This window comes from Bacteroides sp. 51 (assembly GCF_010500965.1).
GTDB lineage: Bacteria > Bacteroidota > Bacteroidia > Bacteroidales > Bacteroidaceae > Bacteroides.
In genome coordinates this window covers 23,173-36,725 of sequence record NZ_QVMI01000035.1, presented here as the reverse complement: position 1 = coordinate 36,725, position 13,553 = coordinate 23,173, and the positions used below count along the sequence as shown (strand labels likewise).

12 protein-coding genes and 1 pseudogene are annotated in these 13,553 nt (G+C 44.9%); 4 read left to right on the top strand and 9 right to left on the bottom strand.

The window, feature by feature from the left end; translation table 11 throughout:
• Positions 1-19: 19 nt before the first annotated feature.
• From D0T87_RS19995 to D0T87_RS19970, 6 genes are all read right to left on the bottom strand, one after another.
• Positions 20-934 (bottom strand): OadG family transporter subunit, encoded by a 915-nt coding sequence (locus D0T87_RS19995; RefSeq protein WP_163177398.1) that lies wholly within the window; start codon positions 932-934, stop codon positions 20-22.
• A gap of 88 nt (positions 935-1,022) precedes the next feature.
• Positions 1,023-2,576 carry an acyl-CoA carboxylase subunit beta gene (locus tag D0T87_RS19990; protein WP_163177396.1) on the bottom strand — a complete coding sequence of 518 codons (1,554 nt, stop codon included), beginning with the start codon at positions 2,574-2,576 and terminating at the stop codon, positions 1,023-1,025.
• 152 nt (positions 2,577-2,728) lie between these two features.
• Positions 2,729-3,133 carry a methylmalonyl-CoA epimerase gene (mce, locus tag D0T87_RS19985; protein WP_163177394.1) on the bottom strand — a complete coding sequence of 135 codons (405 nt, stop codon included), beginning with the start codon at positions 3,131-3,133 and terminating at the stop codon, positions 2,729-2,731.
• A gap of 215 nt (positions 3,134-3,348) precedes the next feature.
• Complete coding sequence (locus D0T87_RS19980) at positions 3,349-4,332, bottom strand: GNAT family N-acetyltransferase (protein ID WP_163177392.1); 984 nt, start codon at positions 4,330-4,332, stop codon at positions 3,349-3,351.
• 185 nt (positions 4,333-4,517) lie between these two features.
• A complete protein-coding gene (locus D0T87_RS19975) occupies positions 4,518-4,886 on the bottom strand; it encodes an AraC family transcriptional regulator (protein ID WP_163177390.1) in 369 nt (122 codons plus the stop codon).
• Between the two features lie 182 nt (positions 4,887-5,068).
• Positions 5,069-5,287 (bottom strand): DUF4248 domain-containing protein, encoded by a 219-nt coding sequence (locus tag D0T87_RS19970; RefSeq protein WP_163177430.1) that lies wholly within the window; start codon positions 5,285-5,287, stop codon positions 5,069-5,071.
• A 169-nt stretch (positions 5,288-5,456) separates the two neighbouring features.
• Between D0T87_RS19970 and D0T87_RS19965 the strand changes: the two genes are divergently transcribed.
• The 4 genes and pseudogenes from D0T87_RS19965 to D0T87_RS19950 all read left to right on the top strand — a co-directional run bounded on the left by D0T87_RS19965 (position 5,457) and on the right by D0T87_RS19950 (position 8,086).
• Positions 5,457-5,993, top strand: coding sequence for a nitroreductase family protein (locus D0T87_RS19965; protein ID WP_163177388.1), 537 nt, complete (start codon positions 5,457-5,459; stop codon positions 5,991-5,993).
• A gap of 40 nt (positions 5,994-6,033) precedes the next feature.
• A pseudogene (locus D0T87_RS19960) lies at positions 6,034-6,810 on the top strand (Rossmann-like and DUF2520 domain-containing protein); the annotation flags it as partial.
• A gap of 102 nt (positions 6,811-6,912) precedes the next feature.
• The gene (locus D0T87_RS19955) at positions 6,913-7,434 is read left to right on the top strand and encodes an HAD family hydrolase (protein WP_163177384.1); all 522 of its coding nucleotides are present in this window, start codon (positions 6,913-6,915) and stop codon (positions 7,432-7,434) included.
• A gap of 40 nt (positions 7,435-7,474) precedes the next feature.
• Positions 7,475-8,086: a Maf-like protein gene (locus D0T87_RS19950; RefSeq protein WP_163177382.1), complete on the top strand. Its 612-nt coding sequence runs from the start codon at positions 7,475-7,477 to the stop codon at positions 8,084-8,086.
• A gap of 60 nt (positions 8,087-8,146) precedes the next feature.
• On the opposite strand, the gene D0T87_RS19945 is transcribed toward D0T87_RS19950, so the two are convergent.
• From D0T87_RS19945 to D0T87_RS19935, 3 genes are all read right to left on the bottom strand, one after another.
• Entirely contained in the window at positions 8,147-10,342 is a 2,196-nt protein-coding gene (locus D0T87_RS19945; protein ID WP_239063786.1) for a tetratricopeptide repeat protein, read from the bottom strand.
• A 13-nt stretch (positions 10,343-10,355) separates the two neighbouring features.
• Positions 10,356-11,543, bottom strand: coding sequence for a DUF418 domain-containing protein (locus D0T87_RS19940; protein WP_163177380.1), 1,188 nt, complete (start codon positions 11,541-11,543; stop codon positions 10,356-10,358).
• A gap of 272 nt (positions 11,544-11,815) precedes the next feature.
• Positions 11,816-13,213: an efflux transporter outer membrane subunit gene (locus D0T87_RS19935; RefSeq protein WP_163177378.1), complete on the bottom strand. Its 1,398-nt coding sequence runs from the start codon at positions 13,211-13,213 to the stop codon at positions 11,816-11,818.
• Positions 13,214-13,553 lie beyond the last annotated feature (340 nt).

Genomic DNA, 13,553 nt, shown 5'->3' with positions numbered 1-13,553 from the left:
ATCATTAAGTAGTTAGTAATTATTTTCTTGGAGTTTCGCGCAATGTGTAAATCTTCGAACTCCATGGAGAGTAAGTACGTTTCACTTTATTGATCGTGATAATCATATCTTCAATATCGTGAACATCGTCAAAGTACTCGTGCATAGCCATCGAAATAGCTGCAAACTCTTCTCCGGAACGTTTACCGAAGCGTTGTTCTTTCGCTTCTTCTTTGTCTGTGATACCGTGAACTTTCATCGCATTGCGCTTGCCAAGTTTAACGGAAATATTACCCACAAGTTTAAATGACAGATACAATAGGATCAAACCGCAGAACACAACAGTCATGGCAGTAAGAGCCATACCGAAACCATCGGCGTCATGTTCTTTGAATTTCTCGATCTTTTCGTTCTTGTCCAGCGTCATGTTGTTGGTGCTTGGAGTTACGTAGCTATTATCACCACTTCCTTTTTGCACCCACTCTGCACTACCGTCTTCCTTGCGTGCCCACGAATGGTCGGCAATTTGACCGGCAGGAATCTCTACCTCGTCAATCAGCGTCTTCCCATTCGAGTCGTACAGAGCAAGATAGTTGTTTTTCGTTGGATCTAACGTAAAGTTTACATGGAATGTACCTTTGTTAGGTTGTCCATCTGCCCAAAACAGAGCATGCTGACGAGGTTTGATCAACGTCTGGACATCTCCCTTTGGAATAGGGTATTTCGTTGGATTGTTTTTATCGTTAGTTAAATAACAGCCGCCCAGGTTTACAGATGCAAAAGAGGTGTTAAATATTTCAATCCATGCCTGGTGCAAACCATAGTCATCCTGAAAGTTCTGTTCATTAATAACAAGAACTTCATTGATGCGCAGACTTTTTGCACTCTGTGCCTGAATATTTAAACAAACCGCTGCTATTAACGCGATAAATATCCCAAGTTTTCTTTTATTCATACTTTTTGAGTTTTGAGTTTTGAGTTTTGAGTTTTGAGTAGCGATGCCGCATGGCACTCATTACTCACCACTTATTACTCATTACTAATTATAATGGAATATTACCGTGCTTTTTAGCAGGATTAAATAATTTCTTGGTTTGCAACTGTTGCAATGCGCGGATAATACGGAAACGAGTGTTTCTTGGCTCGATAACATCGTCGATATAACCATATTTAGCAGCATTGTATGGGTTAGCAAACAACTTGGTGTATTCTGCTTCTTTTTCTGCCATGAAAGCTGCCGGGTCTGCTGCTTCGGCAGCGCCTTTAGCATACAATACCTCAACGGCACCTGCACCACCCATTACGGCGATTTCAGAAGTAGGCCATGCGTAGTTCATATCACCACGAAGTTGTTTACAGCTCATCACAATGTGCGAACCACCATAAGACTTACGCAGAGTAACCGTTACCTTAGGCACAGTAGCCTCGCCATAAGCGTAAAGCAACTTAGCACCATGAAGGATTACACCGTTGTACTCCTGACCTGTACCCGGAAGGAATCCGGGAACGTCAACCAACGTAACCAAAGGAATGTTGAATGCGTCGCAGAAACGTACGAAACGAGCAGCCTTACGAGAAGCATTGCTGTCCAATACACCGGCAAGGAATTTAGGTTGGTTAGCCACCACACCAACAGACTGACCATTGAAACGGGCGAAACCAATAATAATATTCTTAGCGTAATCTTGTTGTACTTCAAGGAATTCGCCGTTGTCAACGATAGCGCCGATCACTTCATACATATCGTATGGTTTGTTAGGACTATCAGGAATAATTTCGTTTAATGAATCTTCCAAACGGTCGATAGGGTCGGTACAGTTAAGCAGCGGTGCTTCTTCCAGATTGTTCTGTGGAAGGAAGCTGAGCAAACGACGGATCGTTGCCAAACCTTCTTCTTCTGTAGCCGCAGTAAAGTGAGTCACACCCGATTTGCTGGCGTGTACGCTTGCACCACCCAATTCTTCCTGAGTTACGTCTTCACCAGTTACCGTTTTTACTACTTTCGGACCAGTCAGGAACATATAAGAAGTACCTTCTGTCATCAACGTAAAGTCAGTCAACGCAGGAGAGTAAACCGCACCACCGGCACATGGGCCGAAGATTCCGGAAATTTGAGGAATAACACCCGAAGCCATGATGTTGCGCTGGAAGATTTCAGCATAACCGGCCAAAGCGTTGATACCTTCCTGGATACGAGCACCACCCGAGTCGTTGATACCGATACAAGGCGCACCCATTTTCATCGCCATATCCATCACTTTACAGATCTTAAGCGACATGGTTTCCGACAATGAACCACCGAACACGGTGAAGTCCTGAGCGAAAACATATACTAATCTTCCCTCGATGGTACCATAACCGGTTACTACACCATCTCCCAGGAAATGTTTCTTTTCTTGACCGAAGTTAGTACATCTGTGTTCTACGAACATGTCCAGTTCTTCGAAGCTGCCTTCGTCAAGTAATTGGGCTATACGTTCGCGAGCCGTATACTTTCCTTTGGCATGTTGTTTTTCAATAGCCTTCTCACCACCACCTAAACGAGCTTTTGCGCGGAGTTCGATAAGCTCTCTTACTTTTTCAAGTTGGTTACTCATGAATTTGATATTTAAGAATTAATAAAATTTACTATTTACCATTTACCATTTACTATTTACCATTTATATCTAGCCATTTACCTTTTGCTATACTTGGCTATTATGCCTGAATAGCAAATTGTAAATTGTAAATGGTAAATCGTAAATAAGAATTATGCTTCGCATAATTCTGTCAACACACCTTGAGTCGATTTCGGGTGAAGGAAAGCAATGCTCAGACCTTCAGCACCTTTGCGGGGAGCTTTGTCGATCAGGCGGATACCTTTGCTTTCGGCTTCGGCAAGAGCATCGGCAACACCATCTGCCACGGCAAATGCAACGTGGTGAACACCCGGACCTTTGTTTTCAATAAACTTAGCGATAGTGCTTTCGGGGCTGGTGGCTTCGAGAAGTTCGATTTTGGTATCGCCCACCTTCAGGAAAGCTGTTCTAACTTTCTGGTCTTCCACTGTTTCGATGTTGTAACATTTAAGCCCTAATACGTTTTCGTAGTAAGGGAGGGCTTCCTCAATGCTGTTTACAGCAATTCCCAAATGCTCAATGTGTGAGATCTTCATAACAATATGTTTTAGTTCAATATTAAATGAGTATTTTCTGTATATATCTGCAATAGAAAAACAGCACAAAGGAAATAATTAATTGCCTAATAAAGAAATTTTTCAGCAATTAATTCAGTAGCTGGAAGCTAGAAGTTAGAAGCTAGGTCAATAGGGTATGATACCATATTGATAGATGTAAAAAACTAGCTTCTAACTTCTAGCTTCTAGTTGCTTTACGCGTAAATCTTAATAAAGAAGTTGTTTAGGAAATTCCAACGAATGCGAAACCACCTGCGGGTACTGCTTTGTTTTCCGCCAAAGCGGAGTATGAAATTACGGAATCCGTGTTTCCGGAAGGGGAGTCCTACATCTACAAACTCCATATGGCTGCATCCCCGGAATTTAGCATCAGCCAGTGCCGCCCATATCGCCAATACTCCGGGATACTGAGGCACAAAACGCTTGGTCATCCCACCGGAAAACCATAAATAAGCATTCCCACCCGAATAAAGTGTGGAGGAGCCGCCAATTATCCTGCCTTTGTATTTTACTACAAATATCTTTGCAAATCCTTTACTTATAAGCCAGGTATTCATCAGTTGAAAGAACTCAAGTGTTGGGAAATATTTCCGTACCCGGGCAGAGTAGATCTTATGAAGCATACGCGAGAATTCGGATATCTCTGCCATATTATTGGTTTCGTATACTTCGGCTCCGTTCTTCAACCCTTTCTTGATTTGTCGTACCCGCGATGGGCTGATCTGATCTTCTACCTTATCTATCTTATGCAGCGAATTGCGTACCCGTAACCAGTTGATTGCAAAGTATTTATTGGCACGGAAGTATTTATGTCCATCCAACGCATGCTCCAGGTTGCGGAACTCGATAATAGAAGCATGGCGCAGAGCTTCGGTGGTGAGATGTTCGAGCATGTAGTTGAACGTCTCCTCCTTGTCGATGCTGTCGTCCAGACATTCGCCTGTTCCGAATACTTCGCACCTCTTCAGGAAAGGGAAGGGGAGTAGCTGGGCATTTTTACGGATTACAGCCAAGAGCTTGGCCACAGGCTTCCCCTCTCTGCTTGCTACAATAAACATGGGCGTGTAGCTGGATGTTGCTTCGTAGAATAGAAACAAATCCTTCGAGTGAAATATATCTTTTCCCGGTAGTTCGGGAATATCCTTTCCGTGATAATATGAGGTTAGCTTTAGTGGCATTCTATGCAAATTTAAACTTTTCTGCGAATACTATATATTATAGAACAAAGAAAAGCATAAATAAGATTTCTGTTATCTATAAAAAATGAACTCCCTTTACTTCTCATTCCCCTCCAAAAGACAGGGAGGTGATGAGAAGTAAAGGGAGTTGCTTCTTATATTTAAATGATGAAGGCTTGTATCGGTTATGTTTTTTTTGCAGCCGCTTTTTGACGTTTGTATTCGGCTGGAGTAATACCAATAACTTTTTTAAATGTCCGGTAGAAAGAGGCACGGCTCTGAAAGCCTGCCTGTTTGTAGAATCCATGTACAAAACGGGTGTTCTCGGGCGCATCGGAAAGTAAACGTATAGCTTCTTTCACGCGGAATTCATTAACATAGTTATTGAAATTCTTTCCCGTTACACGGTTTATTGCTTTAGACAGAGTGCTGCTTGAGACTCCAATGATGCCCGCTACAGAGTCCAGTTTTAAATTACCGTCTTTGTAAATCTGAGTATCCGTCATCAAACTACGCACCTGAACAACCATTTTTTTGTTCGACGCAATTTCCATAATCTGTTTAATTGTAATAAATAGGTTATAAGCTGTTTGCAAATATATTAAACAAAACGGAATAATGTGGTATTTTAAAGGAAATTTCGAACAAAAAAAATGTAATGAATGCAAAAAAGATGAGCAATCCTCACGGATTGCTCATCCAGCCTTCACTTTAGCATTCATTTGCGACCTATTCGTTATTTCGGAGATCCAAGGTATTTGGCGATTATCCGTACTTGCCGGGGAGAGAGAACCCGATGGTTGTAAGGACCAAATCCTGTGGCCTTTAACTCAGCTAGCAGTGCCGGCGACCGTTTAATTGAACGACTCAAGCAGCGAACTGCATTTTTGCTAGTACTACAGCCGGGATAATAACTTTCGGCCAACGAAGAAAACTTAACAGTAGATTTTGTCATAATTTTGTTTTGAGCTAGGTCAATCATTCATTACTAAGGTTAACATTACAAAGATACTACTTTGTCGCCCTCTCAACAAGAAAGAATTTGTCTAATTTTGGGCAGTTTTACCGTTTTAAATACCTATATTTCTTATCTTTGTATTTCACAGATTAAAAGCATGATTAATATGGATAGTTTTAGTGAATTAATCGCCTCCCGACGCAGTATGCGCAAGTTTACGGACGAGGAGCTTTCGCAGGAAAATGTAGTGACTTTGATGAAAGCTGCCCTCATGTCTCCAACTTCTAAACGTAGCAATGGCTGGCAATTTATTATAGTCGATGATAAAGAAACCTTGCAGAAACTCTCTCACTGCAAAGAGCATGGAGCAAACTTTCTTGCCGGTGCCGCGCTGGCTGTTGTAGTAACCGCCGATCCGATGGTGAGTGATGTGTGGATTGAAGATGCTGCGGTTGCTTCTATTATGGTTCAGCTACAAGCCGAAGATCTCGGACTGGGTAGCTGCTGGGTTCAGGTTCGTGAGCGCTTCCAAGCGTCGGGTGTTCCGGCAGGGGAGTATGTACATGAGGTACTGGATATTCCTCTACAGTTGCAGGTGCTTTCTATTATTGCCATTGGGCATAAGGGGATGGAGCGCAAGCCGTTCAACGAGGAGCATCTGCAATGGGAAAAGATTCATATAAATAAATATGGTGGAAAGTAAAGGCTAACTTGCGGAAATAAGTTATATTTGACTCTCGAATATGACAATACAGAATATAAAAAAGATTCCAATTGCATTTATCGGAGCCGGCAACCTGGCGGTAAATCTGGCACAAGCCCTTTATCGGAAAGGATTTGAGATTGTACAGATATATAGCCGTACCGAGGAGTCTGCCCGGTGGCTGGCGGAGAAAGTAAATGCCGGTTGGACCATCAGTTTAGAGGAAGTAACCACAAAGGCTTCCTTATATATCGTTTCTCTTAAAGATTCGGCATTTATGGAACTATTGCCACAAATCGTAAAAGGTAAAGATGATGCTTTATTGGTACATACGGCAGGAAGTATCCCTATGCGTGTTTGGGAAGGTGAGACTACGCGCTATGGCGTTTTCTATCCGATGCAGACATTCAGCAAGCAACGTGAAGTTGATTTCAAAGGAATACCTTTCTTTATTGAAGCGAGACGAAGGGAGGATACGGAGCTTTTGAAGTCTATCGCTTCTGCATTGTCGGATAAGGTGTTCGAGGCTGATTCCCTGCAACGTCGTAGTTTGCATCTGGCAGCAGTGTTTGCTTGTAACTTTACGAATCATATGTATGTGTTAACAGCAGATTTGTTGAAGAAATACAATCTTCCGTTTGAGGTCATGTTGCCGCTCATTGATGAGACAGCCCGTAAGGTGCACGAACTTCCACCGCTGGAAGCCCAGACCGGACCTGCCGTTCGCTATGATGAGAATGTAATGGGTAAGCACCTGGAGATGCTGGTCGATGAACCTGCCATGCAAGAAATTTATCAGATACTATCAAAGAGTATTGCAGCAAAAGCGGCAAGATACGATGAGGATGGTAAAGTGCTGCAACCAGATTCAAGTAATATCAATCGTAAATCGTAAATCGTTCAATCGTAAATATAAAATATGTCAACCATTAACTATGATTTAACCCGTATCAAAGCTCTGGCTTTTGATGTGGATGGTGTTTTAAGTTGTGACGTAATCCCTTTGCACCCGGGCGGGGAGCCCATGCGTACCGTAAATGTAAAAGACGGTTACGCTTTGCAACTGGCTGTGAAACAGGGATTACATATTGCTATTATAACCGGTGGGAAGACCGAAGCTGTTCATAAACGTTTCACAACGTTGGGTATTAAAGATATTTATATGGGATCGTCGGTGAAGATCCATGATTACCATGATTTTCGTGACAAGCATGGACTGAAAGACGAAGAAATTCTTTATATGGGCGATGATGTCCCTGATATAGAGGTTATGCGGGCATGTGGATTGCCTTGTTGTCCGAAAGATGCTATTGCTGATGTAAAAGCCATTTCAACCTACATCTCTCACCGCGATGGTGGTTTGGGTTGTGGCCGTGATGTGCTGGAACAGGTGATGAAGGCTCAGGGCAAGTGGATGGCCGGTGATGCATTCGGTTGGTAAGTTTGGAGTGTTATTAGTAATAAAATAAAGACAATTATATATGAATAAGGTGCAGCATCCATTGGCGGCTCTGTTGGGTACAGAGGGGTATAAAGTCGTGTTGGCGTCCGCTTCTCCCCGTCGACAGGAACTTCTGACAGGTCTGGGGATTGATTTTGAAGTCAGACTCATGCCGGATTTAGATGAGAGTTATCCGTCCGGTTTGGATGGTGAAAAGATTCCATCCTATATTGCGAGGCATAAGGCCGAGGCATATAAATCGACCATTCAACCTAAAGAATTGCTGATTACTGCCGATACGATAGTTTGGCTGAATGGCGAGGTGTTGGGTAAGCCGGTAGATGAAGAAGATGCCAAAGCTATTCTACGCCGGCTGTCGGGGAAAACTCATCATGTAATAACGGGAGTTTGCCTGACCACTACGGATTGGCAAAAGAGCTTCACTGCTGTTACCGATGTTTCTTTTTCGGACTTAACGGAAGAAGAGATAGAATATTATATCGCCAACTATCATCCACTGGATAAAGCCGGTGCTTATGGTGTTCAGGAATGGATTGGCTACGTGGGCGTCGAAGGAATACATGGCAGTTACTTTAACGTCATGGGGCTACCGATACAAAAACTGTATAAAGAACTGATGAGATTATTGTAGGGGCGGTTCGCAAACCGCCCGACCTGGCAGCGGCACCTTGCCGCCACCTTGCCGCCACCGCTAAATCAAGTCGTACATCAATGCAATATCGTATGTGTTGACTCCGTTTTCAAGCAGGAATTCTTTGTCTTTATTGAAAACATCGAGGAATAGCGCCCTACTGCCGGATAGTTCGCATGATTTGGAATAAAACTCCATTGCTTTCTTCATATCTCCCAGGCACCATACAACGTGTCCGGCATTGAGATAGTCGGGGGCAACGCCATTCTTCTCGATAATCTTATCGTAGAACTTCCGTGCTTGTTCGAGTTTCTTGAGCATAAACGAGCACCAGCCTATGGCTCTCCAGGTCCGCAGATTGTCCGGTTCAATAAAATCCAGTTTGAAGAAATATTGTAGCGCCTCATCAAATTGCCCTAACTCTACCAGGCAGCTACCTGTATTGTAAAGCAAGCTGCGGTTTTCGGGTTGTACCTGTTCCACTTTCTTGTAGTAGACAGTGGCTTTGGCATAGTCGTTCATCATCCGGTAGCAGGTTGCCATGTGACGGTTGGTCCAGACGTTGTCCGGTTTAAGCATATCTGCTTTCGAGTATGCGCTTAATGCCTGGGCATATTGTTTTTGTTTCTGATGGCAATAGCCGAGTTTCTGGTAGACCTCTGCGTTGTCATCTTCCAGTTTTAAAAGAAGGTTGTACACTTCTGTCGCTTCGCTATAGTGAGCTTTGCGGAAAAGGAAATTCACCAGGTCTTTAAGCAACTGTGGTTTATACATTATCTCTTTGAGTACCGGGTACTCGTTTAAATGTATAGGTTCTTCGAATATATCGAGAAATTCGTGTTGGAATTTAAATAGTTTAAAGAACCGGTATATGTTGTGTATATACTGATTGGAGATGAGTTCCGGACGGCCTGAAAACGCTTTCATTGAGTCGGACTTTTCATTCATCAGTTCGTCGAGCTGCTGTTCGGACAGCTGGCGGGTCATCATTTCGCGGTGCGAGGCAGGTATCTGCATGATGGTGAAGAGGAGCGAATATTTGTCGCTGTCGCAGAAGAAAGCCGATTCCAGAATCAGGTCGATTACGTTGCTGCCTGTACCGTCGCCCAGTTCGCTTACCACGAGCGAGTGCTGTTTGTCGAACGGGTAGAACCAGTTGTTTATGGTCTGGAAGAAGCGGTATCCTTTGTGGTAAGCAAATGTACTCATATATACGTCGGCGCCTTCCATTTGTAATTCGCTCATTTCACGGAGTTTATCACCGAAAGCAGAGTTCTCGATGTTCTGTACCCAATCCGGATTGAAGTCTTCTTCGTTCTCATCGGGATTGATGCGCAGGTTATGCGAGTTGGCATTCTTAATCATTTCGGGGATGATCTCTTCCTGCATCTTTTTATTGATCTTGTCTGTATCCTTACTGAGGAGTATCTGGATCTGTATCCGGTTGAGGCTTTTGGCAAATGCTTCGTTCTCATTCAGGTGGGAGAGGCGGGCTACAACTTCCGGATAGAACGGCAGGCGGGTGTGGTAGGATTGGAATGCAAGCACTAATCCGACCAGGGCGCGCTGGTTGATCTGGTTATTTTCGTGGTTGTAGGCATCGAAGAGGAGCATGAGTTTTTTGCTGTCGAAGTTTTCGAGCAGTCCGAGGGTGACAGCACTGACAAATAGGCAGAGGTCATTCTCGGTGATAAGTACCGATTCGAGCATGCGTTTGGCTACGGCTTCTTCTTCGTCTGTCCAGTATTGCGATGTCCATATCATACTGAACATGGTGGACTGTATCTCTTCGTGACGCTTGCGGACATTGTTCAGTTGCTCCGTACTGTCTTGGTTTTTTAATAGCCCTGCCACTGCATAGTTTTCAGTATAAGCCTCAAGTTCTATCTGAATGGTATCGAGTGTGTATTGCGTATCTTCACTTTTTAATTTGTCGAGTGTTTTGAAGTAAGATGTACGATACGGTTCGAGCGAGGTGTTCAACAGGCAGGCTTTGTCGGCTATCGCGAGCGTGTCTCTTAGCAGCTTTTGGTGCATTTCCGTACGTTTGGGATCTGCAATGTCCTGACGCATATAATCCAACATATAGCTGTAGGAGGTTTCAATCTCTTTGAGTTTATTCTGCAAGTCCCAGTTGTTTGTTTTTGCAATGAACTCGTTGAGCTCGACGAAAGATTCTTTCAGTTTCTTTTCGCCAATCAACTTGGTTATATGGTGATGTTGATCTTTTATCCTTTTTAAAAATATATGCATCATAGCCGATTGTGTTTTAATTCTTATTTCCTATCCAGGTGAACCGTCGCCATATACCCTCAAACGGGCCGTGTTTGAAGCGTCGCAGCCACCAGTGAGTGAAAGCCATTTGTAGAATTACAAATAGTATGCCAAAGATGAAACTGTAGGTGATACCGAGGTAACGTCCCAGTTCGAATCCCCAGTGGTAGAAGAACAGTGAGCCTACGATGGATTGTCCGATATAATGCGTCAGACTGAGTTTCCCGTAAGGGGCGAACTTCATCAGGAAGCTACGGTTCTTGGTACGGTAGAAAACCAACAGTACGCCGATCATCAGAACAACCATGAAACTGAGGTTGCGCAGTGAGCTGATGATGAGCAGCAATGGAGTAAGTATTTCTTTACGGCTAACAAAGTCGGGCAGCATATTGTTTAGCCCGTAGAGCGGGAAGAAGCAAAGTAGGGCGATACCCAGCATCTTTAGCCAGAGTTGTTCGTTCTTCTCGCTGTATAGGAAGAAGCCTTTACGTCCGGCCAGCATGCCGAACAGGAAGAGGGCGGCGGTTTGCGGCAGTCGGCCGTGTTCGAGTGCCCAGGTCATGTTGGCCATTTGACCTTCGTACATGTTCATCCGGACGGTTTCGAGGAAGGTTCCGTTTTTCTGTACTTCGAATGCTAGTTTGAAGTAGTAACTGGCCAGACTTTTGCCTATGGTGTAGTCGGGGTGGGTGATGGCGTATATAATTTTCCCCCAGTCGAAGGGTTGGATAATCAGAATAATGGCGATGATAGTAATGGTTTTGTTACTTAACCGGCAGCAGAGGGGGAGTACGATGATCCCGATCAGGGCGTACATGGTCAGGATTTCTCCGGTGAAGAATGCGGCGTTGAATTGGCCGATAATAAAGAGGAGTACCATGCGCCACATGAAGCGCAGGCGGAAGTCTTTGCCGCGGCGTTTCTGGTTGTCGTCTTGTATGAAGAAGCTGAATCCGAACAGGAAGGCGAAGATGGCGTAGGCTTTGCCGCCGAAAGTGAAGAACAGTCCGTCCCAAATGGCTTTGTCGGTGAACTTCATCCATTCGAAAGGAACTTCAGCGGGGAAGGAGTAGAAGTTGAAGTGTTCAATGCTGTGTAAGATAATAATGCCCATGACGGCGAATCCTCTTAATACGTCGGCTACGTCAATGCGGGCATTGCGCTCAGTAATCACTTGTTCCATAGTATTTGTATCTGATCTTAAAATTGAAAATATCTGTATGTTACAAAATTACAGGATTATTTTCAATTTACAGGTAGAATATGGACGCTATTTATACTCCCAATAACCCCATTTTAATTCCAAAACACGTGCGGCGAGGTGCCGCGGCCAGTGGCGGCAAGCCGCGCTGCGCGGTATTTAGGTTGTGTCAGGGCTGAGTTCTATAAGAGTTGGGGCTGAATGAAAGGTCAATGTTCGTCAAGCTTGGCTCCAGCTATTACGTTCTATCTACATTACGCCCCGCCTCCGAGGGAGCGGTAGAGGTTGACGGTGGCCTGGAGTTGTTCCAGTTTATCGGCAACCTGGTTAAGTTGGGCTTGCAGCAGGTTTTGCTGTGCCGATAATACTTCGGTGTAGTTCGCTTCGCCGGCTCTCAGGAGTTCCTGGGTGTAATAAACGGCGGTCGACAAAGCCTCTACTTGCTTGGTGCGGGTGGTGTTCTTTTTTACGGATGATTCGTAGGTATACAAGATATTCGAGACTTCCTGCCCGGCCGAGAGTACCGTCTGTTCAAAGCTGTACAAAGCCTGTTCCTGTTGCGCTTTGGCAATTTTCAGATTTCCGGTTAGCTGGCGTTGGGCGAATATCGGTTGGGTCAGTCCGCCGATAATGTTCGCTATGATGTTGCGGGGTTCGAAGAACTGCGACAAGGTTGTTGCGCTGTAACCTGCCATTGTCCCCGTGTTCAGGGTGATGGAAGGATAGAACGAAGCTCGGGCTACGTTTGTGGCTTCGAAAGCAGCACGGAATGCCAATTCTGCCTGTTGCACATCCGGTCGGTTGGCGAGCATTTGCATGGGGATTCCGTGCGACAGTTCGGCGGGTACAGCCTGTGCTTTCAGAGATGAACGGGAGATGCTTCCCGGTTTTCTTCCCAGTAGAACGCTGAGTGAGTTCTCCAGTTGGCGGATTTGGCTTTCCAGGTCGGGGATACCGGTCTGAGTATTATACAGCAAGCCAAGGCTCTGTTGCACGGCGGCTCCGTTCAGCATTCCGGCTTCCATCATTTCCTTCATGGAGTCGGCGCTTTCTTGTAAGAGTTTTGCGGTTTCCGTGGTGATTTGCAATTGCTCATCCAGTGCCAGCAAGGAGTAATACGAGTTCGCGATGTTGGCTATCAGCGAGGTCTGTATCAGGTTTTTGTAACTGTGGCTACTCAGGAACTGTGCGTACTTTGCCCGCGACTGACTGCTCATCTTGCCCCATATTTCTGCTTCCCAGGTCACGGCTACGCCGAGTGTGAACTGGTTTTGATGGTTTTTCAAGATGGAGGAACCTTCCGAAGCGCGACTATGCTCGGCTACGGCAGATAGTGCGACGGTAGGAAAGAAGGCTGCCCGTGCCATTTGAAGTCCGGCTTCGGCTTCACGGATGCGCGATACGGCTATTCTCAGGTCGTAGTTTGCTGCCAGTCCCTCTTCGATGAGGGATTGCAGGGCGGGGTCGGCAAAGTATTCCTGCCAGGGAATGCCGGCTATGGTGGTGGTATCGGTCGACTGCTCGTCGCGGTAGAGGCCTTCGGTATCTACTTCCGGGGCTTTGTATGTTTTGGTGGTAACGCCGCAGGAGGTCATGCCGAGGCTGATTGCTACGCCTATTAATACCCATCCGATATATGATTTCTTTTTCATTTTGGTTTCTTTTATTTGGTTTTGAGTATTTCTAACTAATGTGAATTAATATAAAAATCATCCATCTAATCTATCTGTAAGGCTGAAAGTCCGTTATACCTTAGCCTAGGGTCAGTGAGCGGAGCGAACGCAGCCCTAGGACGGTAAGCCACTGCGGGCAAAGAGCTCTGTAAGAGCGATATACAAGCCAAATATCTTTATATATCGTGCTTTCAGCACTCCTGGCTGGGACGCCTCGTCCCCCTGGGGCTGCGCTCGTTCCTCGCTGACCCCAGGCTAAATATTACAGGCTTTCAGCCTTACAGATACATCTTTTTACTTTATCTCTTATATAGAACTC

Coding starts and splice junctions, on each gene's coding strand:
- D0T87_RS19980 (WP_163177392.1), bottom strand. CDS start 4,332: ATGCCACTAAAGCTAACCTCATATTATCACGGAAAGGATATTCCCGAA.
- D0T87_RS19950 (WP_163177382.1), top strand. CDS start 7,475: ATGAATAAGGTGCAGCATCCATTGGCGGCTCTGTTGGGTACAGAGGGG.
- D0T87_RS19970 (WP_163177430.1), bottom strand. CDS start 5,287: ATGACAAAATCTACTGTTAAGTTTTCTTCGTTGGCCGAAAGTTATTAT.
- D0T87_RS19935 (WP_163177378.1), bottom strand. CDS start 13,213: ATGAAAAAGAAATCATATATCGGATGGGTATTAATAGGCGTAGCAATC.
- D0T87_RS19965 (WP_163177388.1), top strand. CDS start 5,457: ATGGATAGTTTTAGTGAATTAATCGCCTCCCGACGCAGTATGCGCAAG.
- D0T87_RS19990 (WP_163177396.1), bottom strand. CDS start 2,576: ATGAGTAACCAACTTGAAAAAGTAAGAGAGCTTATCGAACTCCGCGCA.
- D0T87_RS19940 (WP_163177380.1), bottom strand. CDS start 11,543: ATGGAACAAGTGATTACTGAGCGCAATGCCCGCATTGACGTAGCCGAC.
- D0T87_RS19995 (WP_163177398.1), bottom strand. CDS start 934: ATGAATAAAAGAAAACTTGGGATATTTATCGCGTTAATAGCAGCGGTT.
- D0T87_RS19975 (WP_163177390.1), bottom strand. CDS start 4,886: ATGGAAATTGCGTCGAACAAAAAAATGGTTGTTCAGGTGCGTAGTTTG.
- mce (WP_163177394.1), bottom strand. CDS start 3,133: ATGAAGATCTCACACATTGAGCATTTGGGAATTGCTGTAAACAGCATT.
- D0T87_RS19945 (WP_239063786.1), bottom strand. CDS start 10,342: ATGATGCATATATTTTTAAAAAGGATAAAAGATCAACATCACCATATA.
- D0T87_RS19955 (WP_163177384.1), top strand. CDS start 6,913: ATGTCAACCATTAACTATGATTTAACCCGTATCAAAGCTCTGGCTTTT.